Genomic DNA, 20957 nt, shown 5'->3' with positions numbered 1-20957 from the left:
TGCTCGGCTACGGCACCGGCCTCACCGCCGCCTACACCAGCCTCCTCCTGCACCGCCCCACCCTGCTCTGGCCCCTGCTCAAACTCGCACCCGGCGCCCTCCGCGACCTCACCAGCCCCGACAGCCCGCGCGTCTCCACCCTGCAACACGACTTCCCCCGCGACCTGCTCAAAGCCAACCGCCGCGGCATGCTGGCCGGACCGGGCGCCTACCTCAGGGGCCGGCGCGCGGCCGCCGCGAAGAGCCGCGCCGGTAGGTGAGCGCGCCGTCCCGGCTCGGCCCGGGACCGGGCGCCGATCGTCTCCGCGGCGCCGCCGACGGCCGCCGCGGCAACCGCCACCACGATCGTCGCGGCGCGGGCGGCGTGCACCCCGCGGGCCGGTGGCCCGGCGTCGCGCGGCGCGATGGCTCCGCGTACGTCCCGCAGCAGGGCCCGGGGCAGCGTGCGGGTCAGGTAGGAACGCTCCGCGCCGAGGCTGCTCGAGCCCTGGTTCAGCCCGGCCATCTGCACCTTGCCGCGCCCCTCGGCGTAGCAGCGGCGCAGCACGAACCGGAACGTGGACCGCTCGGCCGGAACGTGGTGGTCCACCACGGCCTTCGGCACGTACATCCATCGGCCGCCGGTGGCGTTCATCCGCAGGCAGAGGTCGGTGTCCTCGGGGCGGTTCCGGCCGCCGAGCTTGCCGAACCCCTCGCGGAAACCACGGACCTCGGTGAAGACGTCACGCCGTACGGCCATGCTGGCCGACCACACGTTGCGCACCGGCGCGGTGTCGACCGGCATCCCGGCGTACGACGCGCCCACCGCCCACAGCAGTTCGTCGGGCATCCACCGCGGCTGGGACCGGTGCCAGGCGGCCGCGATGGCCCCGCCGGTGCCGACCACCGACGGGTCCTCGAACGGCGCCACCAGTTGCGCCAGCCATTGCGGGCCGGCCTTGATGTCTCCGTCCAGGAAGGCCACCAACGGCGTGGTGGTGTGCCAGGCCCCGGTGTTACGGGTGCCCGAGGCGCCCTGGGGGAAACGGTTCTCCAGCACGGTCACCCCGGACAACTCGCGCCGCGCCCGCTCGTACAGCCGGGGGTTGTGGTCGACCACCACGACCACCTCGGCCGGGGCGGGCCGCTGCGCGAGCGCCGACGCGACCGCACCGACCAGCGCGTCCCACCCGCGCTCGCTGTGGCAGGGAATGACGATGCTGGCCTGAGCCGGGCCCGCGGCGGTCATCCGCGAATCTCGGACTCGTCCGCGGCGTTCCGGCTCTCCGACTCGGAGGTCAGCAACGCGTCCACGGTGCCGTGCCAGCTGCCGCCGGGAACGGTGAGCACCGGGACGGTCCTGACCCGCTCGGCGGACCCGGCGGGCCGGGTGGCGGCCTTGGCCGCGGCACGCCGCTGCGCGGTGCGGCGCCGGAATTCACTGACGATGGTACGGAGCACCCGGGCGCCGTCGCGGAAGGTGTCCAGGTTGCTGGTGCCGTGGATGCGGAGGTGCTCGATGCTGGAGACCTCCTTGACCCGCATGCCGCTGGCCGCGACCCGGATGTTGATCAGGGTCTCGATCTCGAAGCCGTCGCCCCACAGCTTGCTTCCGTCGGCCGGACGCGGCAGGTCGGTGGGCGGCAGGTCCATCACCGGCACCGCGCGGCGCCAGAACGCGTTGTAGCCGTAGCACAGGTCGGTGAACCTGGTGCCGAAGAGACGGTTGACCACGAAGTTGAGGCCCTCGTTGCCGACCCGGCGCAGCGGCGTGATGTCGTGGCTGTGCCCGCCCTTGGCGAAGCGGGAGCCCTTGGCGAACTCGGCGCCGTCGGTGAGCGCCTCGATGAAGCGGTGGATCTCGGCGGGGTCGGTGGATCCGTCCGCGTCGATCATCGCGATGGCGTCACCGGTGCAGGCGGCGAAGCCGGTGGCCAGCGCGTTGCCCTTGCCGGTCCGGGTCTGCTGCACCACGACGACGTCGGGGCGCAGCTGCCGGGCCACCTCGACGGTCCCGTCGGTGGAGCCGCCGTCGACCAGGACCACCTGGTGCAGGCCGGCGGGTAGCGCCTCGAAGACGTGCGGCAGGTTCAGCGCCTCGTTGAGCGTGGGGATGACGACGCTCACGTCCGGGGCCCGTCGCGGTGCACCCGGTGGGGTCCTCCGCCGGCCGTGCGTCAGGCGCGGAGTCTTGCGGCGTTCGTGCGTCATGTCGGAGTCCTTTGCCTTGCTGCGCCGGGGGGTGTGCGAAGACAGCTGTCCCTAGCCATCGGCCGCGCCGCCGCCGGCTGAACGACGATCCGGGATCAGGGCCGAACGGAGGAGCCCACCCGCACCGTCCGGCCAGTGCCGGCCGGCTCGCGGCGCCCGGTGCACGGGCGGCTTGCGGCCGGCGGATACGGTCCCGGGGTGTTCCCCTTCGCGACCACCGGTCCCCCGCTGACCACGCTCGAACCGGACGACCTCGGCGGCTGGTGGATCTGGTACGCCCTCTCCCAGGTCTGGCGGCTCCTGGCGTTCCTGGAGGGGGTCGCACCGTGGCTGGCCGTCGCGGTGGTGGCGGCGCTGGTCGGCCTAGGCACGCTGATCCGGACCGGAACCCGGCGGCGGGCCGCCGCCCGTGCCGTCGCCGACGGACCGACCGGCACGGACCGCGAGGGCCTGGCCGACGTCGGCCTCGGCCGCTCCGACGACGATTGAGGAGAATGTCGGCATGCTGCAGGTGTTCTCCGTCGGGTACTGGGCCTTCATCGGCATCACCTCCCCGGTCTTCTTCGCCGGTGCGGTGCTGGTGTGGCTGGTGACGCTGCCGTTCGACCGGCGCCGGGTCGCACTGCACCTCTACTCGTCGGCCTGGGCCGCGTTCTACGTCTACGTCAACCCGCTGTGGCGGCTGCGGATCCACCGCCGCGACCGGCTGCCCTGGCGCGGAGCGGCGGTGCTGGTCGCGAACCATGCCTCGCTGATCGACATCCTGGTGCTGTTCGCGCTGTTCCGGCCGTTCAAGTGGGTTTCCAAGGACGAGATCTTCCGGGTGCCGGTGATCGGCTGGAACATGCGCCTCAACGGATACGTGCCGGTGGTCCGCGGCAGCGGGTCGTCGGTGCGGCGGATGATGGAGCGCTGCAGCACGCTGCTGGCGTCCGGTGCGCCCCTGATGATGTTCCCCGAGGGACGGCGTACCTCGGACGGCACCCTGCTGCCGTTCAAGGCCGGCGCGTTCGAGCTGGCGGTGCGGCACGGCGTGCCGGTCTTCCCGATCGCCGTGCACGGCACCCGGCGAGCCCTGCCCCGGGAGGGGCTGATCCTGCGCGACCACATCCGGGCGCGGGTCGAGGTGCTGGCGCCGCTCGCGCCGGCCGACTTCGCCGACGCGGCCGCCCTGCGCGACGCGGCGCGCGACGCGATCGCCAAGGCACTCGCCGACTGAGCCGCCCGCGGCGGCCTGGTTTATCACGCTCCGCGGTCCGGTGTATCACGCTCCGCGGTCCGGCGGACGTTAATCCCTCGCCCCGGAACCACGATTTCCTATAATCCGATCTGGCCGTCCTTGCCGACGGGCAACACCGCTCTGCGCACCCGGACGGAGGCGCACCCATGACCACACCGCCGCCCACGGGTCCCGGCCCGGCCGCACCGGCCTTCGAAGCGCTGATGGCTCAGGTGATGGCGACCGGGCGCACCGCAGAAGTACCGACCACGGTGAGCCGGGCATGGGTGGAACTGGTCGGGTACCACGCGGCCGAGAATCACGAGGAGGACTTCGCCGCGTTCGCCGGCCGGACCCCCGCCCTGTTCGACAAGCGCCTGCTCACCCGCTTCTACCGGTCCGCGACACTGGCCGGCGCCGAGGCGCGCGGCACCTGGGTCGCGCCCGACCTCACCCCGTTCCCCTGGAACGATCCCGCCGGACCGACCGCCTCGTCACCGGCCGGCGTGCCGCTCAGCTGACGGCACCCGGTACGCCTCGGCGAGCCGAGCCGTGTACCGCATGAAGGCGATGGTCCGCCGGAAGGCTTCCGGATCCGCCGGCTGCCTGACGTTGATGCCCGTATCCTGGCGTTCCTGCCAGCAGTGCTCGATGAACGTGTGCCACTCCGGGTCGAGATGCCGTTTCGCCCAGTGCACGCCCTCCTTCTTGGAGGTGATCCGGCCGTGGTGCAGGCCCTGCAGGGTGCGGCAGTTGTTCAGCACCAGGAACACCTGGTGGAACCGGTTGTCGAACGGCGAGGCATCGTCGATGACGAGCCTCTCCCATCCGAGCATCGAGCTTCTGATCTCACGTCGCAGCTCATTCGCCGTCACCTCCGGCGCGAAGGTCGCCGGTTCCGGCCCGAGCACCGGGCGGCTCCGGTGCCGCAGCGTCCAGCGCGACACCAGGGAGTTGTCGTGATCGGAGAAGACGGGCGTCCGCGCGCCGTTGTCGAAGTACCAGAGCAGCCGGTCGGCAGACTCGTTGCGGCTTCCGTCGTCCCGGTAGGGCGACGACTTCGCGCCGAGTTTCCGCAGGGAGAACAACGAGTACTCGAAGTGCTTCACCCAGCGGGTGTCCCGGCCGGTGAACTCCCGATGCGCGGGCCGCAGGCGGTGCAGTTCGTCGTCGCTCAACTCGTTCCCGGTCACCACCATGAAGTCGACGTCGCTGGTCAGATCGAAGTCACCGATCGCCAGTGAGCCCAGCAGGTACAGACCCACGAAGTTGTCGGCCAGCACCTCGCGCACGGTTCCCGCGTAGCCGACCAGCACGTCGTCGAGTCTCTGGTAGGGCGTCAGAACTCCCGGCGTCGGCCCGATGTCGTCGCTGTCGTTCATGCACCCCAGTATCCGATGCGCGTGGCGGACACGCCTGCGCGCCGCTCACGCCGCGCGCAGCGGAATGGACCGGATCACGATGGAGTCGTCCTTCCCGAACCGGCCGAAGACGAAGACCCGGTTGATGCTCAGCTGCGCGGTGGCCGCGCCCGGCGGCAGATGGCCGGCGAATGTCACCACGCCCTTCTGGGTGCTGCCCGGCGGCACCGTGTCCGCCCAGTCGCTGCGGAACGTGTCGGCCTCCAGCGTGACGTCGCCGGCGGACAGGACGCAGTTGGCGTAGAGGGTCAGAGTCGCGGGCTCGTCCTCCCCGTTGGTCACGGCCATCGTGACCTTGGTGAAATGCCTGGTGTTCGCGATGCTGGTGACCTTGACGGTGACCTGCCCACTGCGGTCGGAGCGCGGTGCGGCCGCGAGGCGCTCGCCGCCGGTCCGCGGCTCGTCGCCGGTCACCCACCCGATCGCGTACCGGGCACCGGCCGCGACGCCGTAGCCGCCCACGCCGATCACCAGGAGGACGGCCAGGACCGCGGCCCATACCGGGACGCCGGTGCGCACGTTCGTCCTTGTGCCGCCGGCCGGAGCATGGGCCGGACCGGCGGCCGCCTCGGTGGCCGCCTTGACCATGCCCGCGACGACCGCGGCGACCGGGGTCAGCAGCCACAGCGGCGTACTCAGCGCGGTCTTCCCGACCAGCGTCACGACGCCGGCCGCCAGGAGCCCCACCGCCTCCACCAGGCCACCGACCAGCATCACCCGGCCGAACCGGACCCGGGGGACGCCGGTAGCGGCGGGCGGCGACCGTCGCGCGTCCCCCGGGTGCGCGCCGGACGTTCCCGCTTCCGGCTCCGGCACGTAGGCGAGCCGGCTCCGGCCGCACCCGATCACATCTCCGGGTCGCAGCCGGACCGGCGCAACGATGCGATCGCCGTTGCGGAACGTGCCGTTCGTCGACCCGATGTCGGCGAGGGTGACCGTCTCGCCGTCGCAGCTCAGCTGGGCATGCCGGCGGCTCACATCGGGGTCGGGTAGCACCAGGTCCGCCTGCTCGTCGCGCCCGATGGTCTGCGGTCCGGGCACGATCCGGTACGCCATACCGAGGGCAGGCCCGGCGACGACCTGAAGACGCATCGCTTCCACCGTGCCTCCGGGGTGCGAGCCGGCATACAAAAGGTGCGATTGCGGGAAGATTCGATTGTGCGCCGCCGCCCTGCCCGGCGCGTGTCTGTGTCGGCGACAAGACATCCGCGTTCCGGCCGGCACACCCACCGGGCCCCGGTCAGCCGTCGGCGGGCGGACGGGCACCGGCGGGCGCCGGCGATGTCACTGCGCCGGGCGCAGCTCGACGATGCCGATGTCCGGTGGTGAGCCGACCCGCACCGGCGGTCCCCAGAAACCCGCACCGCGGGTGACGAAGAGCTGGGTGTCGCCGTACCGTTCCAGCCCGGCGAGCGTGGGCTGCTCCATGGCCGTGAAGATGTTGATCGGAATGAACTGACCGCCGTGGGTGTGTCCGGACAGTTGCAGATCAACGCCGCGGCGGGCGGCCTCGTGCACGTGCACCGGCTGATGTGCCAGCAGGACCACCGGACGGCCCGGGTCACGGCCGCCGAGCGCCCGGTCGAAGTCCGGGGCGTCCCGCTCCTCCGCACCGGTGACGTCGGTGACCCCGGCCAGATCGAACCCGGGCAGCGCCACCCGCTCGTTGCGCAGCGTCCGGATGCCGAGGCGCCCGAGTTCCCGCACCCATGCGTCGGCACCGGAGATGTACTCGTGGTTGCCGGTGACGAAGTAGGTCCCGTACCTGCCGCGCAGCCCCTGCAACGGTGCGGCGTCCGGCCCGAGGTGCTGGACGGTTCCGTCCACCAGGTCGCCGACGATCGCGATCAGGTCGGGATTCTCGGCGTTGACGATGTCGACGATCCGTTGGGCGTACGACTTCCCGATCATCACACCGAGGTGGAGGTCGGACAGGACCGCGATCCTGAATCCGGCCGCCGTGGGCGAGAGCCGGCGGATCCGGACCGTGACGCGCTCCAGGTCCGGCGCGCCGAACGCGGTGGCCATGCCGTACCCGGTGATCCCGCCGGCCGCGACGCCGGCGGCCACCGTGATGCCGCGGGCCAGCACCCGCCGCCGGTCCGCGTCGACCGGCCGGGCCCGGCGCCGGCGGACCAGCGCGGCCACCGCTCGGACCGGCTCCACCAGCAGCAGCACCAGCGTCATCTGGACCATCAGCGCGTACCAGAGGAAGCCGGGCCAGACGATCCAGGCCGCCACGTCCGGATCCCACACGTGCATGGCGACCAGAGCCGCGGGGATCGACGCCCACAGCACCGCCAGCACCAGCGTGCCGATCCGCCGCGTCCGCCCGGCTCGGACCGTGGTGCCGTGGACCGTGCGCCACCACAGGTAGAGGTGTACGACCGCGAGCGCGAGCGACTGCGGCAGCACCCACCATGGGATGGTCATTCAGGCTGGTTCCCAAGCTCTCTCGCCGGCGGGCAGGTGACGTCCGCACGCTACCGGCCCGCGGACCTTCCGGACATCCGCCCGCCACCGGCGCCCGGGTACGGCGATCCGCGTAGCTCGCTCCGCCCGGTACGGCGCTGGGCGTACCCGGCCGTCGCGCCTACGGCACCCGGCCCGGGTACGGATAGGTTGGGCGATGTGGTCGAACAGTGGTGGCGCAGACCGCCGGTTCCGATACTCGCGGATGCGGTGCTGGCGACGGCCGTCGCGGGTGCGGTGGTGATCGCGATCCAGGTGGCCGACGAGCCGAACTCACGCCCCCCGGACGCGGTGGCCTACCTGCTCGGCGTGATCACGGGCGGGCTGCTGCTGGCGCGCCGCCGGTGGCCGCTGGCCGTGCTGTTCGCGACGATCGCCACCCTGATGACGTACTACATTCTGGAGTACCCGGGCATCGCCGCCGCGATACCGCTGGCCGCCGCGCTCTTCTCCGCCGCGGTCGCGGGCCGGTTCCAGTGGGCGCTGCTGGTGGCGGCCGTCTTCGTGATCGGCGGACTGTTCGCGCGCCAGTCCCAGTTCAACATGTCGGCGCTCCCCGTGATCAACGCGGTGATCAACGACGTGGCGCTGCTCGTGTCGATCGTGCTGCTCGGCGAGACCCTGCGCAGCCGGCGGGAACGGATCGAACTCGCCGCCGCCGAACGCGAACGCGAGGCGGCCCGGCAGGTCACCCAGGAACGGCTCCGCATCGCCCGGGAGATGCACGACGTACTCGGCCAGACGATGGCCGCGATCACCATCCAGGCCGGGCTCGCCGACGACGTCCTCGAGGAACGGCCGGCGCAGGCGCGGGCGGCGCTGCGGTCGATCCGCGAATCGGCCCGGCAGGGCCTGGGCGAACTCAAGGGCGTGCTGACGATCCTGCGCGGCGAGCGGGACCAGCCGAACAGCCTCGCGCAGCTCGACGACCTGCTGGACGTCGCGCGCACCGCCGGACTGCACGTCGACAAGGCGGTGTCGGGCCGGCCACGACCGTTGTCGTCGACGCTCGACCTCACCGCGTACCGGGTGATCCAGGAGTCGCTGACGAACGTGATCCGGCACGCGGAGGCCACCACGGTCACCGTCGAGGTCCGCTACGAACCGGACGCGCTCACCATCGAGATAACCGACGACGGCTCGGCCCGCCGGCAACCGGTGGCGCAGGGGTTCGGCCTGGCCGGGATGGCCGAGCGGGTCTCCGCGGTGCACGGGTCGCTGGACGCCGGATTCCGGCCCGGCGGCGGATTCCGGGTGCACGCCCGGCTACCGGTGCGGGCGGCCGCATGACGATCCGGGTGGTGATCGCCGACGACCAGGCCCTGATCCGCGCGGGCCTGCGCGGCGTGCTGGACAACAGCGACGACCTCGAGGTGGTCGGCGAGGCGGGCAACGGCACCGAGGCGCTGCAGGTGGTCCGCTCGACCCGGCCGGACATCGTGCTGATGGACGTGCAGATGCCGGTCATGGACGGCCTGGAGGCCACCAGGCTGCTGCTCGCCGACCCCGCCCTGGCGGCCACCCGGGTCGTGGTGCTCACCACCTTCGAGCTCGACGACTACGTCGCGGACGCCCTGCGCGCCGGCGCCAGCGGGTTCCTCACCAAGGACATCGAGCCCGCCGACCTGCGTACCGCGTTGCGGGTGGTGGCGGCCGGGGACGCGCTGCTCTCCCCGGGTGCCACCAAACGGCTCATCGCCCAGTTCGTGGCGCAGTCCCCGGTGGACACGCCGCGACAGGTGGACCGCTCCAGGCTGGCCGGGCTCACCGACCGCGAGCGCGAGGTGATGACGCTCGTGGCCGGTGGCCTGAGCAACGAGGAGATCGGCCGGCGCCTGTTCATGAGCCCGTCCACCGCCCGCACCCACGTACACCGGGCGATGGCCAAACTCGGCGCCCGCGACCGCGCCCAACTGGTCTTCTTCGCCTATGAGACCGGCCTGGCCCGGCTGCCCGGCAGCCCGCCCCCGGTGTCATGAGAGGAACGTCTCGGTGAACGAGGTGTCGTGCTTGGCGCCCCGGAACAGCGGGTGCTCGATCGCGGTACGCAGGAAGCCGATGCTCGTGCACACGCCGGGACCGGCGACCCGGAACTCGGCCAGCACCCGCGCCATGCGGGCCAGGGCCTCGTCCCGGTCGGGCGCCCACACCACGGCCTTCGCCAGCAGCGAGTCGTACTCCAGCGGCACCCGGTAGCCCCGGTAGGCGTGCGTGTCCACCCGGACGAACGGCCCGCCGGACGGCTCGAACTCGGTGAGCGTGCCCGCGGTGGGCAGGAAGTCCCGGTCCGGGTCCTCGGCGTTGACCCGGCACTCCACGGCCACGCCCCGGACCACCACGTCGGACTGCTGCAGATCGAGCGGTTCACCGGACGCCACCAGCAGCTGCTGTCGGACCAGGTCGATGCCGGTGACCATCTCGGTCACCGGGTGCTCAACCTGGATCCGGCAGTTGACCTCCATCAGGTAGAAGTCGTCGTCGCCGCCGACCAGGAACTCGAAGGTGCCGACGCCCTCGTACCCGACGGCGAGCGCACCGCGCACCGCGGCCGCGCGCATCCGGTCGATCAGATCCGCGGACAGCCCGGGCGCGGGTGACTCCTCGATCAGCTTCTGGTGCCGGCGCTGCACCGAGCAGTCCCGTTCGCCCAGGTGCACCGCGTTGCCGTACCGGTCGCAGAGGACCTGGACCTCGACGTGCCGTGCGGACTGCAGGTACCGCTCCAGATAGACCCGGCTGTCGGCGAAGAGCGCCTGCGCGGACGCCCGTGACTCGTGGTAGGCCTGCGGCAGGTCGCCCGGTTCGGACACCACCCGGACACCGCGGCCGCCACCACCCGCGACGGCCTTGATGATGACCGGGTAGCCGATCCCGTCGGCGAGGTCGCGCGCCGTACTCACGTCGTCCACGGACGCCTCGCTGCCGGGCAGCACCGGCAGGCCGGCCCGGGAGAGCACGGCGCGCGCCAGCGCCTTGTCCCCCATCGTCGCCATCACCCCCGGCGGCGGTCCGATGAACACGATGCCGTGCGCCTCGCAGACCTCGGCGAAGTCCGGATCCTCGGAGAGGAAGCCGTAGCCGGGATGGATGGCGTCCGCGCCGGACTGCCGGGCCGCCTCGATGACCGCCGGCACGTTCAGGTAGCTGCGCCTGGCCGGCGCCGGTCCGATGTGGACGGCCGAGTCGGCGATCCGCGTCACCGCGGAGTCCCGGTCGGCGGTGGAGTAGACGGCCACGGTACGGACGCCCATCTCGCGGCAGGTCCGCGCCACGCGTACCGCGATCTCGCCACGGTTGGCGATGAGCACTGTGTCGAACACGGTTCCCCTCGTCGGTCTCAGTCCGCCGTAGGCGGCGCGATGGCGAACAGACGCTGGCCGTACTCGACCGGGGCGCCGTCCTCGACCAGCACCCGCGTCACCTCCCCGGCGACGTCCGCCGTCACCGGCATCATCATCTTCATCGCCTCCAGGATGGCGATCTGCTGGCCGGCCACGACGGTGTCGCCGGTCCGGACGAACGGGTCCGCGCCCGGTTTCGGCGCCCGGTAGAACGTGGCCACCAGGGCCGCGCACACGTAGTGCGCCTCGGTCTCGGCCGGGTCGGCGGCCGCCACCGGCGGCGGGGCCGCGGCGGCGGAGGCCACCGTGGTGACCTCGCCGGGCCACTCCACGTCGACCACGACGTCGCCTTGCTGGAGCCGGATCCGGCGCACCGGTCCGGGCAGTGCGGACACCAGCCGGGACAATCTCCGGCCGACGTCGTCGAGCGGGTCATCAGACACTGGTCACTCCTGTCGGGGTGCCGAGCCGGCGGAACCGGGCCCGGCGGTCGGCCACCACATCACCCGGGGTCATCTCGCGCAGCTCGTCGAGGGCCGCGAGCAGCCCGGCCCGCAACGCGGCGGCGGCCCGCACCGGATCCGCCTGGGCTCCGCCGTCCGGCTCCGGCACGACCGCGTCGACCACCTGGGTACGCAGCAGTTCACGGGCCTGCGGGCGCAGTGCGGCCGCCGCCCGGGGTGCCGCGGCCGGGTCCTTCCACAGGATGGCCGCGCAGCCCTCCGGACTGATCACCGAGTAGACCGCGTTGGCCAGCATGAGCACCCGGTTGGCGACGCCGAGCGCCAGCGCGCCGCCGCTGCCGCCCTCGCCGGTCACGACCGCGACCACGGGCACCGGCAGTCCGGCCATCAGGCGCAGGTTCTCCGCGATGGCACCGGCCTGCCCGCCGGTCTCCGCGCTCACCCCCGGGTACGCACCCGGGGTGTCGATCAGCGTGACCACCGGCACCCCGAGCTTGGCGGCCAGGCGCATCAGCCGGGCGGCCTTGCGGTACCCGGACGGCGTCGCCATCCCGAAGTTCCGCGCCATCAGTTCCCCGGGCTCGTGCCCCTTCTGGTGCCCGACGACCACCACCGCGCGCCCGTCCAGCCGCCCGACGCCGGCGACGATGGCCGGGCAGTCGCCGGAGACCCGGTCGCCGTGCAGCTCCTGGAAGCCCTCGACCAGGTAGCCGAGGTAGTCCACCGTGGTCGGCCGGCCGAGGTCGCGGGCCATGCGTACGGTCTCCCAGGCGTCCCGGGAGGGCAGCGCCTCCGGGTCGCGTACCAGGGCACCGTCCCCGGCGGCCGGCCAGCGGTGGCCGCGGGCGGCCGCGAAGGTCAGCAGCCGGGACAGCGTCTGCCGCAGCGCCGACCGCGGCCGGATGTCGTCGATCAGCCCGTTCTCCAGCAGCGACTCGGCTTCCTGGAAGCCGGCCGGCAGCACCTGCCGGATGGTCTGCTGGATCACCCGCGGGCCGGCGAAGCCCAGCCGCGCCCGGGGCTCGGCGATGATCACGTCGCACAGGGTCGCGAAGGAGGCCGCCACGCCGCCGTAGGTCGGATCGGTGACCAGGGAGATGGTCAGGATGCCGGCCTCGTCGAGTTCGCCCAGCGCGGCACTGGTCCGGGCCATCTGCATCAGGGACAGGGCGCCCTCCTGCATCCGGGCGCCGCCGGACGCGCTGACCAGCAGCAGCGGTGTCCGGTCGGCGAGCGCCGCCTCGGCCGTCCGCGTGATCATCTCGCCGACCGCGGCGCCGAGGCTGCCGCCGAGGAACCGGAAGTCCATCACGGCGGCGTACACCGGGTGGCCGTCGATGCGCCCGTGGACGCAGACGACGGCCTCCTCCAGTCCGCTGCCGGCCCGCGCGGCGCGCAACCGGTCCGGGTACGGCCGGGTGTCCACGAATTCCAGGTGGTCGCGCGGAGGCACGACCGGGCCGAGCGGGACGGCGCTGCCCGGATCGAGGAGCTGGTCGAGCCGCTCGGCCGCGGTGAGCCGCCCGTGGTGGCCGCACTCCGGGCACACCGCGAGGTCGCGGCGCAACCGCTTGCGGTAGACCAGCACCGCACAGCCGGGACAGACCACCCAGTCGTCCGCGGTGGCGGTCTCGCCGGGCCGCAGCGTGGCCGGATGCGTGATGGCCATCAGGGCCGCCCGGTCACGCGCTGAGGCCGCGGTCGGCGGCGGCCTTCTCGACCGCCTCCTTGATCCGGGCCTGCTGGTGTCGGGTGGTGCGGTTGAGGTGTTCGGTCATGCCCGCGTCGTCGGTGTGCGCGCCCGCGCGCAGCTCGAAGTCCTGCACCCAGCGCAGCCGCACACCGCCGTCCACCTCGGTGTACTCCCAGAACAGGTGCATGTACTTGAACGCGCCGGTCTCGACCCGGCGGGCCCGGACCATCTTCTCGTCCCGGCTGGGCACCCGTTCGGAGACCCAGCTCCACACCCGGCCCTCCGGGTCCGGGTGCATGGTGAGCCGGAACATGACGGCGTCGCCGTTCCGCCCGGTCACCTCCGCCTCGGCGTACTCGCTGAACAGCACGGGCCAGGACTCGATGTCGTTGGTCATGTCCCAGACCAGGTCGAACGGGGCCTTGATGACGATCGAGTTGTCGGTGTGTCCGGCCATCGGTCCCTCACTCTCCACTCATTGCACGCCGCCGACCTGCGGCAGCGGGGCGTCCGGATGGGGTAGTTCCTCGGTGTCGACGTGGCCCAGGTCGGGCCGGGGCGCGAGCGGGGCGATCCCGAAGACCAGGAACGCCTGCCCGGTGCCGTGGTTGGCGAAGCGGTGCCGCTGGCCGCGGCGGACCATCAGGGCCTCGTCCGGGGCGAGCGTGATCTCCTCGCCGTCCACCCGCATGGTCACTTCGCCGCGCACCAGGTAGCAGAACTTGTCCGAGTACGGGTGGTACTGCTCGGCGACGAACTCGCCCGGCTCGATCGTGATCGTGCCGAGGAACCCGTCGGTCGCGTCCACCGTCTTCGGGCTGAGCAGGACGCGCACGTCGCCGCCCAGGCGCCGGGTGCCGGCGATGTCGGCGTGTGCGATCTTGACGAGGGGTTGCTGGAACATGGCGACCCCCTCAGCGCCGGTCCGCGACCAGGACGCGGAACGGCAGGTCGGTGTGATGGACGGTGGCCTCGCTGAAGCCGGCCTTGCGCAGCGCCCGGTTGTACGCGTCGACCGTGTGCGACTCCCCCTCGAACGTCCACACCAGCATCAGCACGGAGAACAGGTACGGCGCCGGGTCCTCCGCGGGCGGGCCGTCACCGGCCGTGAAGCCGACGATGACCAGCCGGCCGTCCGGCTTCAGCGCGCCGCGCAGCCGGCCCAGCAACTCGGTGACCCGTTCCTCGGAGAAGTGGTGCGTCACGTTGGTCAGCAGCACCACGTCGTAGGGTCCGCCGAGCGGCACCTCGAACATGTCGCCGGGCAGCTGCTCCATCCGGTCGCGCACGCCCAGGCGCTCGGCATGCTTCTCCGCGATGGCCAGCACGTTGGGCCAGTCCAGCGACCAGACCTTGGCCTTCGGCTGGTGGGCGGCGAGCACGTAGCCGTACACGCCGTGCCCGCAGGCGACGTCGAGCACGTCGAGCGCCGGGCGCTCGTCGGCCCACGGGCCGAGCACCCGGGCCACCACCTCGGCGGTGGGCTCGGCCACGGCGGTCGCGTAGGAGGCGAAGTCCTCCCAGTAGTCGTAGCCGGGGGTCTCGGCGTGCACGTCCAGGACGGTGCCACCGGCGCGCACCGCGGCGCTCAGGTCGCGCAGCGCGTCCCACTCCCGATCGCCGGCCATCACCCGGACCATCCCGCCGACATAGCCGCGGCCGGTGCTCACCAGGTGCTCGGCCGCCACCGGAGTGAGCCGGAACAGCCCCTCGTCGGCGTCCAGCAGCCGGATCGCGGCGAGCGCCTCGAGCAGCACCCGCACGCCCCGGGGATCGCTGCCGATCCGCTCGGCGACCACCGTCGCCGATGCCGGCGCGGCGGCCAGCACGTCGAACACACCCAGCTCGACGCCGGTACGCAGCAGACTGGTCTTCTTGTACGCCTGCATCAGCTCGGTCAGGTCCTGCCGGTTCAGATCCTTGTGCATGGTGGCGTCACTCCTTGTCCGGGGACCACGTGTAGAACGGTGTCGCCATCGAGTCCTTCAGCTCCCGCCAGCTCTCCGGGTCGTACCGCTCCAGGTAGTCGCCGAGCTTGGCGTTGATGTGCTGGAAGTCGGGACGGTCCCGGGCGGCCAGCAGCCGGCCGAGGACGTCGGTGTCCGCCTCCAGCAGATGCATGTACAGGTCGTGGTAGCGGAACAGGGTCCGCCGGGAGATGCCGACGGTGGTGGGCATGTCGTCCTTGTCGTGCTCGGCGAACAGTTCGGCCACCGGGTCGGCGTGTTCCGGCTTCATCCGCATCACCATGAGCGCGCGCCAAGCCATCAGAGTTCCTTGCCGAGGACGGCCCCGAGCGCGTCGCCGAGCGCCCGCTCCGGGTCGGCGGCCGCGCCGGGTGACCGCCAGGCCACCATGCCGTCCGGCCGGACCAGCACGGCACCCTCGCTGGACACGCCGTACGCGCCGGCCCAGGTGCCGTCCGGGTCGGACAGGTCGCCGGACGGCCCGATCAGGTGCGCGGTCACCGCACCGTTCGCGACGCTCTTGGCCGCGGACAGCCAGGCCGCGCCGTCCTCGCCGGTCAGCAGCACGAAGCCGCCCTGGAACAGGTCGATCGTGGAGAGCCGCCGGCCGGCCCGGGTCAGCCACACGTGCGGTGCCCGGCTGCCGGGTGCTCCGGTGAACGTCAGCTCCCGGGGCAGCACCTCCTGGCCCGGCTCGGCACCCACGACGGCGGAGGAGTCGTACCGGTACCCCATCGTCACGATCACGAAGTCCCGGAACGCCGCCTTCTCCTCGTCGGCGAGTTTGCCCCGGGTGCGGAACAGCATCCAGGCCTGGTCGGCGGTGGCGGCGCCGACCGGGCGGCGCTCCACGTCGTACGTGTCCAGCAGGCTCGGTGCGGCCTCGCCGCGGACCACGGCGGCTAGCTTCCACGCCAGGTTGTGCGCGTCCTGGATGCCGGCGTTCACCCCGAACCCACCGGCCGGCGGGTGTGCGTGGCAGGCGTCGCCGGCCAGGAAGATCCGCCCGGACCGGAACGTGTCGGCCACCATGTGCTTGGCCTCCCACGGGGTGGCCGACTCGACGTCGACGGCCAGGTCCGGCACGCCGGCGGCGATCCGGGCCAGTTCCACGCAGCGCTCCGGGGTGAAGTCCGCCGGCGACTCGCCGCGCTCCGGGTAGTAGTTGACCCCGAACATCCACCGGCCCGGTTCGATGAAGAGCAGCAGGCCCTGGGCCTTCGGGTTGAGCAGGTAGACGAGCGTGAAGTCGCGCGGCTCGGCGACCACGTCGATGGTCGCCCGGAAGATGATGCTGACGAACTGGCCGGCCACGCCCTGGCTGCGCTGGCCGATACCGAGGGCCGCGCGGATCGGGCTGCGCACCCCGTCGGCGGCGACCGCGTAGTCGGCCCGGACGGTGCGGGTGGTGCCGGTGGCCAGGTCCTCGACCACCGCCTCGACGCCGTCGGCGTCCTGCGTCAGCGACCGCACCTCGTGATCGAACCGGACGTCGGCGCCGTGCTTGCGCGCCGCGTCCAGCAGGATCGGCTCGTAGTGGTCCTGCCCGCACCAGATCGGCCAGCTGGGGGTGAAGTCGGCGTACGGCGGGTCGTGCGCCTCCATCACGAACGACTGGCCGAGCGCCGCGAGCGACTGCGCGCCGCGCATGACCAGCGGGGTGGCACGGCCGGCGCGGACCTTCTCCAGCTCCTTGCCCGGCCCGACGATCTCCATGCCGGCGGCGCGTACCGCCTCCTCCAGCCCCACCGAGCGGAACAGCTCCATGGTGCGGGCGTGGATGCCGGTGGCCCGGGGGATCACCGAGGAGCCGGACCGCCGCTCGACCAGGATCGGCCGGACGCCCTGATGGGCCAGGAACACGGCGGTGGCCAGGCCGACCGGGCCGCCGCCCACGATCAGCACGCTGGTGGTCTCGTCGGCCATCACGCCTCCTCGCTGTAGATGACGCGGTAGTGCTTACGGTCGGGACGGGCGATCTCGCGGACCTGGGTGAAGTGCGGGTGCACGTCCGGGTCGTTGAGCATCGCGGTGATGTGCTCCTCGCTCTCCCACTGGGCGTAATTGACCACCCGGGTGCCGTCGAGGCTGGCGTGGATGTTGGCCGAGACGAACCCGGGCACCTTGCACATGACCGACACCGTGGTCTCGACCAGGATGTTGATCAGCTGCTGCTGGTTCTCGGGTTCCACCTCGAACGTGTTGATCATCGTGACCACCGGGTGGTCGACGTCGATGCGGGACATCACGACTCCTGTTGGGACGGTGGGGTTACCGGACCGGACGGGCTTCCAGAAGCGCCCAGCCGCGTGCGGCCGGCTCGTTGGCCAGTTCGAAGCCGCCGGCGGTCAACAACTGCTGCCACTCGCGCAGATTGCGCTCCTTGCCACCGAAGAGCACCAGCATGTCGAGGTCGATGATCTTCGAGTGGTCCCACTGGTTCAGCGGTGGCACGATCTGGTCGATCATGATCAGCCGGGCGTCCGTGTCGCCGATCGTCTCCCGGACCCGGCGCAGGATCGCCAGGCAGCGCTCGTCCGGCCAGTTGTGGATGATCGACTTCAGGATGTACGCGTCGCAGCCGGCCGGCAGCGGGTCGGTGAAGAAGTCGCCGGCCACGACGGTCACCCGTTCGGTGACGCCGTGCTCCTTGAGTACCGGCTCGGCGTCGGCCACCACCGTGGGCAGGTCCAGCAGCACCCCGGTACCGGTGGAGTGGCGCTGCAGCATCTTCGACAGGAAGTAGCCGTTGCCGCCGCCGACGTCGGCGATCCGGCCGAAGCGCTCCGGGGCCAGCTCGCCGGCGAACCGGTCGGCCAGCCGCCGGCTCCAGTGCGCCATGAACCCCTCGAAGAACCGGTTCACCTCCGGGTTCGCTTCCAGGTACTGGTAGAACGACATGCCGAAGACCTGGTCGAAGGCCGGTTCACCGGTGCGGACGCTGTGCATGATCTCCGCGTACGGCAACCGGGTGAACGCGGCCGCGCTGAACAGGACCATCGGGCGCAGTCCCCCGATCCGGTCCGCGCGCAGCCCCTCGGCCAGCGGGGTCAGCTCGAAGCGGCCGTCCGTCCGCTCGGCGAACACGCCGACCGTGGCCACGCAGCGCAGCACCCGGCGCAGCGCGTCGGCGTCCGCCTCGGTCGCCTCGGCCAGTTCCTCGGCGGTCCGCGGGCCCGCCACCAGGTGGTCGGCGACGCCGAGCTCGCTCACCACCAGGATGGCGTGGCCGATCTGCCGCCAGCTCCCCAGCACGGCGATCTGCCGCTCCCGGATGTCCAGCGCCTGTTCCTCGTCGAACGTGGCAACGGCCGCGACGCTCGCGTCAGTCATCTCGATGTCCTTCGGTCAGGGGCGCGCGGACGCGGCGCCGAGCAGGTGGTTGACGTGGTCGACGAAGGAGCGCGGGGTCCTGAGTTCGGTCGCCACGTCGTCGGCGATCCGGGCGCCGAACTCCCGTTCCACCCGGCTGGCCGTCTCCAGCAGCGCGAGCGAGTCGTAGCCGAGATCGCTGAACGGCTGATCCAGCACGTCGCTGTCCCAGTCGGCGTTCCCGTCCCGGCCGGCGCCCTCCTGGATCACCCGATTGAGGTCGGCCAAGGTGAAGGTCGGCATGTCATGGTCCTTTCTCTGCAGACGTCAGTACGGTGGCGGAGTTGAAGCCGCCGTAGCCGCGGGCCAGCACCAGTGCGGTGCGGACCGGTGTTTCCCGTGCGGCACCGCGGACGAGGTCGATGTCGATGCCCGGGCCCAGCCGGGAGACGTGCACCGTCGGCGGAATCACGCCGTCCCGGATGGCCAACAGGGCCGCCACCAGATCCAGTGGTGCGCCACCGGAGTAGAGCCGGCCGGTCATCGTCTTCGGGGCGGTCACCGGGACCGGCCGGCGCCGGGTCCGGAACACCGCACCGATCGCCTCGGCCTCGGCCCGGTCCAGCGCCGGCAGGCCGGCGGCGTCGGCGAACACGACGTCGACGTCGTCCGCGGCCACCCCCGCGTCGGCCAGCGCCAGCTCGGCCGCCCGGCGCAGCCCCGGTTCCCGGCCGCTGCCCGGCCGTGGATCGAACGTCGCCGCGTAGCCGGCCACCGTGCCGTACACCGGGACGCCGCGTCTCGCCGCGGCTCCGGCCTCTTCCAGGATCAGGATCGCGCCGCCCTCGCCCGGCACGTATCCGGTGGCGTCCGCGTCGAACGGCAGGTACGCCCGGGCCGGATCGGTCCGGGTGCTGAGGCGGCCACCGGCCACCTGCCCGACCCAGCCCCACGGGCACAGGCACGAGTCGACGCCGCCGGTGACCACCAGTCCGACGCCCTTGCGCACCTGCCGGCGGGCCTGTGCCACCGCGTCCAGTCCGCCGGCCTGATCGCCGACCAGCACGCCGGTGGGCCCGCGCATGCCGTGCCGGATGGAGATCTGACCGGTGTTGACCGCGTAGAACCAGGCGAACGACTGGTACACGCTGACGTGCTCCGGGCCCTTCGACCAGAGCTTCTCCAGCTCACGGTGGCCGAAGTCGAATCCGCCGGAGGCGCTCGCCGTCACCACGCCCATGCCGAACTCGGGCTGCGCCGCCGGATCGACACCGGCGTCCGCCAGCGCCCATTCGGCGGCGGCCAGCGCCAGCCGGGTCATCGGGTCGGTCTGGGCCATCAGCCGGCCGGGGATGTGCGCCCCGGCGTCGAAGCCGGACACCTCGCCGGCCAGCTGGGCCGGGTACTGGCTGGGGTCGAACCGGGTGAGGCGGCCCAGGCCGCTGCGTCCCGCCAGCGTGGCCGACCAGTAGTCGGCCACGCCCAGCCCGTTCGGCGCCAGCACACCGAGGCCGGTGACCACCGCGGTACCGGACCCGGGGCCCGCCGCCGCACGTCCCGTCGTGACCGTGGGCGCACTCATGCGACCACCCGCTCCGGCCTGGCCAGCAGCATCGCGCTCTGGAAACCGCCGAACCCGCTGCCCACGCTCAGCACCACGTCGATCCGCCGTTCCCGGGCCACCAGCGGCACGTAGTCGAGGTCGCACTCGGGATCGGGCTCGTGCAGGTTGGCCGTCGGCGGCACCACGCCGTGCCGGATGGCGAGCACCGACGCGGCGATCTCGATGGAGCCGATCGCGCCCAGCGAGTGGCCGATCATCGACTTGATCGAGCTGACCGGCGTGCGGTACGCGTGGTCGCCGAGGCTCCGCTTGAACGCCGCCGTCTCGTGCCGGTCGTTCTGCTTGGTGCCGGAACCGTGCGCGTTGATGTAGTCCACGTCCGCCGGGTTGAGCCGCGCCTCGGTCAGCGCGACCCGGATCGCCTCGGCCATCTCCCGCCCGTCCGGCCGCAGCCCGGTCATGTGGTAGGCGTTCGAGCGGGACGCGAAGCCGGCGACCTCGGCGTACGGCTGGGCGCCGCGCCGCCGCGCGTGCCCGGCCTCCTCCAGGACGAACATGGCCGCGCCCTCACCGAGCACGAACCCGTTGCGGGTACGGTCGAACGGCCGGGAGGCGTGCTCCGGGTCGTCGTTGCGCGGTGTGGTCGCCTTGATGGCGTCGAAGCAGGCCAACGTGATCGGCGAGATCGGCGCGTCGGTGGCGCCGGCCACCATCACGTCGGCCGTGCCCTCGCGGATCAGTTCCGCGGCGTGGCCGACGGCGTCCAGCCCCGAGGTGCACCCGGTGGAGACCACGGTCGCCGGGCCTTCCGCGCCGACCAGCCAGGCCACCTCCCGGGCGAAGGACCCGGGCACGAGGTAGTCGTAGAGGTGTGGCACCGCGTAGGTGTGGTCGGTCAGCCGCTGCCGGCCGCCGTCGCTCACCACGGCGTACTCCCGCTCCAGGCTCATCGTCGCGCCGACCGCGGTGCCGATGCTGACCCCGGTGCGGTACGGGTCGAGGTCGCCCAGTTGCAGGCCACTGTCGGCCAGGCAGTCGCGGGCACTCACCACGGCGAGTTGCGCCGCGCGGTCCATCCGCCGGATCTCCTGCGGGCTGAGCCCTTCGGCCGCCGGGTCGAAGTCGCATTCGGCGGCGATCCGCGAGCGGAACGGCGCCGGGTCGAAGAACGAGATGGTACGGGTGGCCGTCCGGCCCGCGGTGATCAGTTCCCAGAACGACTTCACCCCGAGCCCGCCCGGCGCCATCACCCCGATCCCGGTGATCACGACCCGCCGACCAGTCATCTGTGCGTCTCCCTCTCGTCCGGTGGGA

General features: G+C 72.4%; 23 protein-coding genes and 1 pseudogene. 6 read left to right on the top strand and 18 right to left on the bottom strand.

Annotated features, from left to right (window positions below; translation table 11 throughout):
- Nucleotides 1-260 (top strand): annotated as a pseudogene (locus LDL48_RS41235) (glycosyltransferase family 2 protein); the annotation flags it as partial.
- Here the strand turns inward: LDL48_RS41235 and LDL48_RS41230 are convergent.
- Nucleotides 209-1228 (bottom strand): glycosyltransferase family 2 protein, encoded by a 1020-nt coding sequence (locus tag LDL48_RS41230; RefSeq protein WP_225260639.1) that lies wholly within the window; start codon nt 1226-1228, stop codon nt 209-211. The pseudogene LDL48_RS41235 and the gene LDL48_RS41230 sit on opposite strands and share 52 nt — an antisense overlap.
- Entirely contained in the window at nt 1225-2190 is a 966-nt protein-coding gene (locus LDL48_RS41225) for a glycosyltransferase family 2 protein (RefSeq protein ID WP_225260638.1), read from the bottom strand. Before LDL48_RS41225 ends, LDL48_RS41230 begins: the two co-directional genes overlap by 4 nt.
- A 198-nt stretch (nt 2191-2388) precedes the next feature.
- Here LDL48_RS41225 and LDL48_RS41220 point away from each other — a divergent pair, with 198 nt between their 5' ends.
- The 3 genes from LDL48_RS41220 (at nt 2389) to LDL48_RS41210 (ending at nt 3930) form a co-directional block, all read left to right on the top strand.
- Entirely contained in the window at nt 2389-2679 is a 291-nt protein-coding gene (locus LDL48_RS41220; RefSeq protein ID WP_225260637.1) for a hypothetical protein, read from the top strand.
- Between the two features lie 13 nt (nt 2680-2692).
- Nucleotides 2693-3409 (top strand): lysophospholipid acyltransferase family protein, encoded by a 717-nt coding sequence (locus LDL48_RS41215; RefSeq protein ID WP_225260636.1) that lies wholly within the window; start codon nt 2693-2695, stop codon nt 3407-3409.
- A gap of 167 nt (nt 3410-3576) precedes the next feature.
- Nucleotides 3577-3930, top strand: coding sequence for a hypothetical protein (locus tag LDL48_RS41210; protein WP_225260635.1), 354 nt, complete (start codon nt 3577-3579; stop codon nt 3928-3930).
- Here the strand turns inward: LDL48_RS41210 and LDL48_RS41205 are convergent.
- From LDL48_RS41205 to LDL48_RS41195, 3 genes are all read right to left on the bottom strand, one after another.
- The gene (locus tag LDL48_RS41205; protein ID WP_225260634.1) at nt 3904-4791 is read right to left on the bottom strand and encodes a nucleotidyltransferase domain-containing protein; all 888 of its coding nucleotides are present in this window, start codon (nt 4789-4791) and stop codon (nt 3904-3906) included. The two genes, LDL48_RS41210 and LDL48_RS41205, sit on opposite strands and share 27 nt — an antisense overlap.
- A 45-nt stretch (nt 4792-4836) precedes the next feature.
- Nucleotides 4837-5922, bottom strand: a complete 1086-nt coding sequence (locus LDL48_RS41200; RefSeq protein WP_225260633.1) for an FHA domain-containing protein — start codon at nt 5920-5922, stop codon at nt 4837-4839.
- Nucleotides 5923-6114: 192 nt separating this feature from the next.
- Nucleotides 6115-7263: a metallophosphoesterase gene (locus LDL48_RS41195; protein ID WP_225260632.1), complete on the bottom strand. Its 1149-nt coding sequence runs from the start codon at nt 7261-7263 to the stop codon at nt 6115-6117.
- On the opposite strand from LDL48_RS41195, the gene LDL48_RS41190 reads away from it, so the two are divergent.
- On the top strand, nt 7183-8592 hold the full coding sequence (locus LDL48_RS41190) for a sensor histidine kinase (RefSeq protein ID WP_443667692.1): 1410 nt from the start codon (nt 7183-7185) through the stop codon (nt 8590-8592). The two genes, LDL48_RS41195 and LDL48_RS41190, sit on opposite strands and share 81 nt — an antisense overlap.
- Nucleotides 8589-9281, top strand: a complete 693-nt coding sequence (locus tag LDL48_RS41185) for a response regulator (RefSeq protein ID WP_225260630.1) — start codon at nt 8589-8591, stop codon at nt 9279-9281. The genes LDL48_RS41190 and LDL48_RS41185 overlap by 4 nt, the downstream gene beginning before the upstream one ends.
- Here the strand turns inward: LDL48_RS41185 and LDL48_RS41180 are convergent.
- From LDL48_RS41180 to LDL48_RS41120, 13 genes are read right to left on the bottom strand one after another with little or no spacing between them, the layout of a single operon-like run.
- Nucleotides 9276-10622 carry an acetyl-CoA carboxylase biotin carboxylase subunit gene (locus tag LDL48_RS41180; protein ID WP_225260629.1) on the bottom strand — a complete coding sequence of 449 codons (1347 nt, stop codon included), beginning with the start codon at nt 10620-10622 and terminating at the stop codon, nt 9276-9278. The genes LDL48_RS41185 and LDL48_RS41180 overlap by 6 nt on opposite strands.
- Nucleotides 10623-10639: 17 nt before the next feature.
- On the bottom strand, nt 10640-11086 hold the full coding sequence (locus LDL48_RS41175; protein ID WP_225260628.1) for an acetyl-CoA carboxylase biotin carboxyl carrier protein: 447 nt from the start codon (nt 11084-11086) through the stop codon (nt 10640-10642).
- Entirely contained in the window at nt 11079-12752 is a 1674-nt protein-coding gene (gene accA / locus LDL48_RS41170) for an acetyl-CoA carboxylase carboxyl transferase subunit alpha (RefSeq protein WP_372472309.1), read from the bottom strand. Before accA ends, LDL48_RS41175 begins: the two co-directional genes overlap by 8 nt.
- A gap of 37 nt (nt 12753-12789) precedes the next feature.
- On the bottom strand, nt 12790-13257 hold the full coding sequence (locus tag LDL48_RS41165; protein WP_225260626.1) for an SRPBCC family protein: 468 nt from the start codon (nt 13255-13257) through the stop codon (nt 12790-12792).
- An 18-nt stretch (nt 13258-13275) separates the two neighbouring features.
- A complete protein-coding gene (locus LDL48_RS41160) occupies nt 13276-13704 on the bottom strand; it encodes a cupin domain-containing protein (protein WP_225260625.1) in 429 nt (142 codons plus the stop codon).
- Between the two features lie 10 nt (nt 13705-13714).
- Entirely contained in the window at nt 13715-14728 is a 1014-nt protein-coding gene (locus LDL48_RS41155) for a class I SAM-dependent methyltransferase (RefSeq protein ID WP_225260624.1), read from the bottom strand.
- Between the two features lie 7 nt (nt 14729-14735).
- Nucleotides 14736-15068, bottom strand: a complete 333-nt coding sequence (locus LDL48_RS41150) for a TcmI family type II polyketide cyclase (protein WP_225260623.1) — start codon at nt 15066-15068, stop codon at nt 14736-14738.
- Nucleotides 15068-16693, bottom strand: a complete 1626-nt coding sequence (locus LDL48_RS41145) for an FAD-dependent monooxygenase (protein WP_225260622.1) — start codon at nt 16691-16693, stop codon at nt 15068-15070. Before LDL48_RS41145 ends, LDL48_RS41150 begins: the two co-directional genes overlap by 1 nt.
- Nucleotides 16693-17013, bottom strand: a complete 321-nt coding sequence (locus tag LDL48_RS41140) for an antibiotic biosynthesis monooxygenase family protein (protein WP_225260621.1) — start codon at nt 17011-17013, stop codon at nt 16693-16695. The genes LDL48_RS41145 and LDL48_RS41140 overlap by 1 nt, the downstream gene beginning before the upstream one ends.
- 25 nt (nt 17014-17038) lie before the next feature.
- A complete protein-coding gene (locus tag LDL48_RS41135; RefSeq protein WP_225260620.1) occupies nt 17039-18100 on the bottom strand; it encodes a methyltransferase in 1062 nt (353 codons plus the stop codon).
- Between the two features lie 15 nt (nt 18101-18115).
- Complete coding sequence (locus LDL48_RS41130) at nt 18116-18382, bottom strand: acyl carrier protein (RefSeq protein ID WP_225260619.1); 267 nt, start codon at nt 18380-18382, stop codon at nt 18116-18118.
- A 1-nt stretch (nt 18383) separates the two neighbouring features.
- Nucleotides 18384-19661: a ketosynthase chain-length factor gene (locus LDL48_RS41125; RefSeq protein WP_225260618.1), complete on the bottom strand. Its 1278-nt coding sequence runs from the start codon at nt 19659-19661 to the stop codon at nt 18384-18386.
- Nucleotides 19658-20929: a beta-ketoacyl-[acyl-carrier-protein] synthase family protein gene (locus tag LDL48_RS41120; RefSeq protein ID WP_225260617.1), complete on the bottom strand. Its 1272-nt coding sequence runs from the start codon at nt 20927-20929 to the stop codon at nt 19658-19660. The genes LDL48_RS41125 and LDL48_RS41120 overlap by 4 nt, the downstream gene beginning before the upstream one ends.
- Between the last annotated feature and the right edge of the window lie 28 nt (nt 20930-20957).

Source organism: Jidongwangia harbinensis, from assembly GCF_020216025.1.
Classification (GTDB): Bacteria; Actinomycetota; Actinomycetes; order Mycobacteriales; family Micromonosporaceae; genus Actinoplanes; species Actinoplanes harbinensis.
Note: the sequence above shows the minus strand (reverse complement) of the source record. Positions and strands in the feature narration are given on the sequence as shown.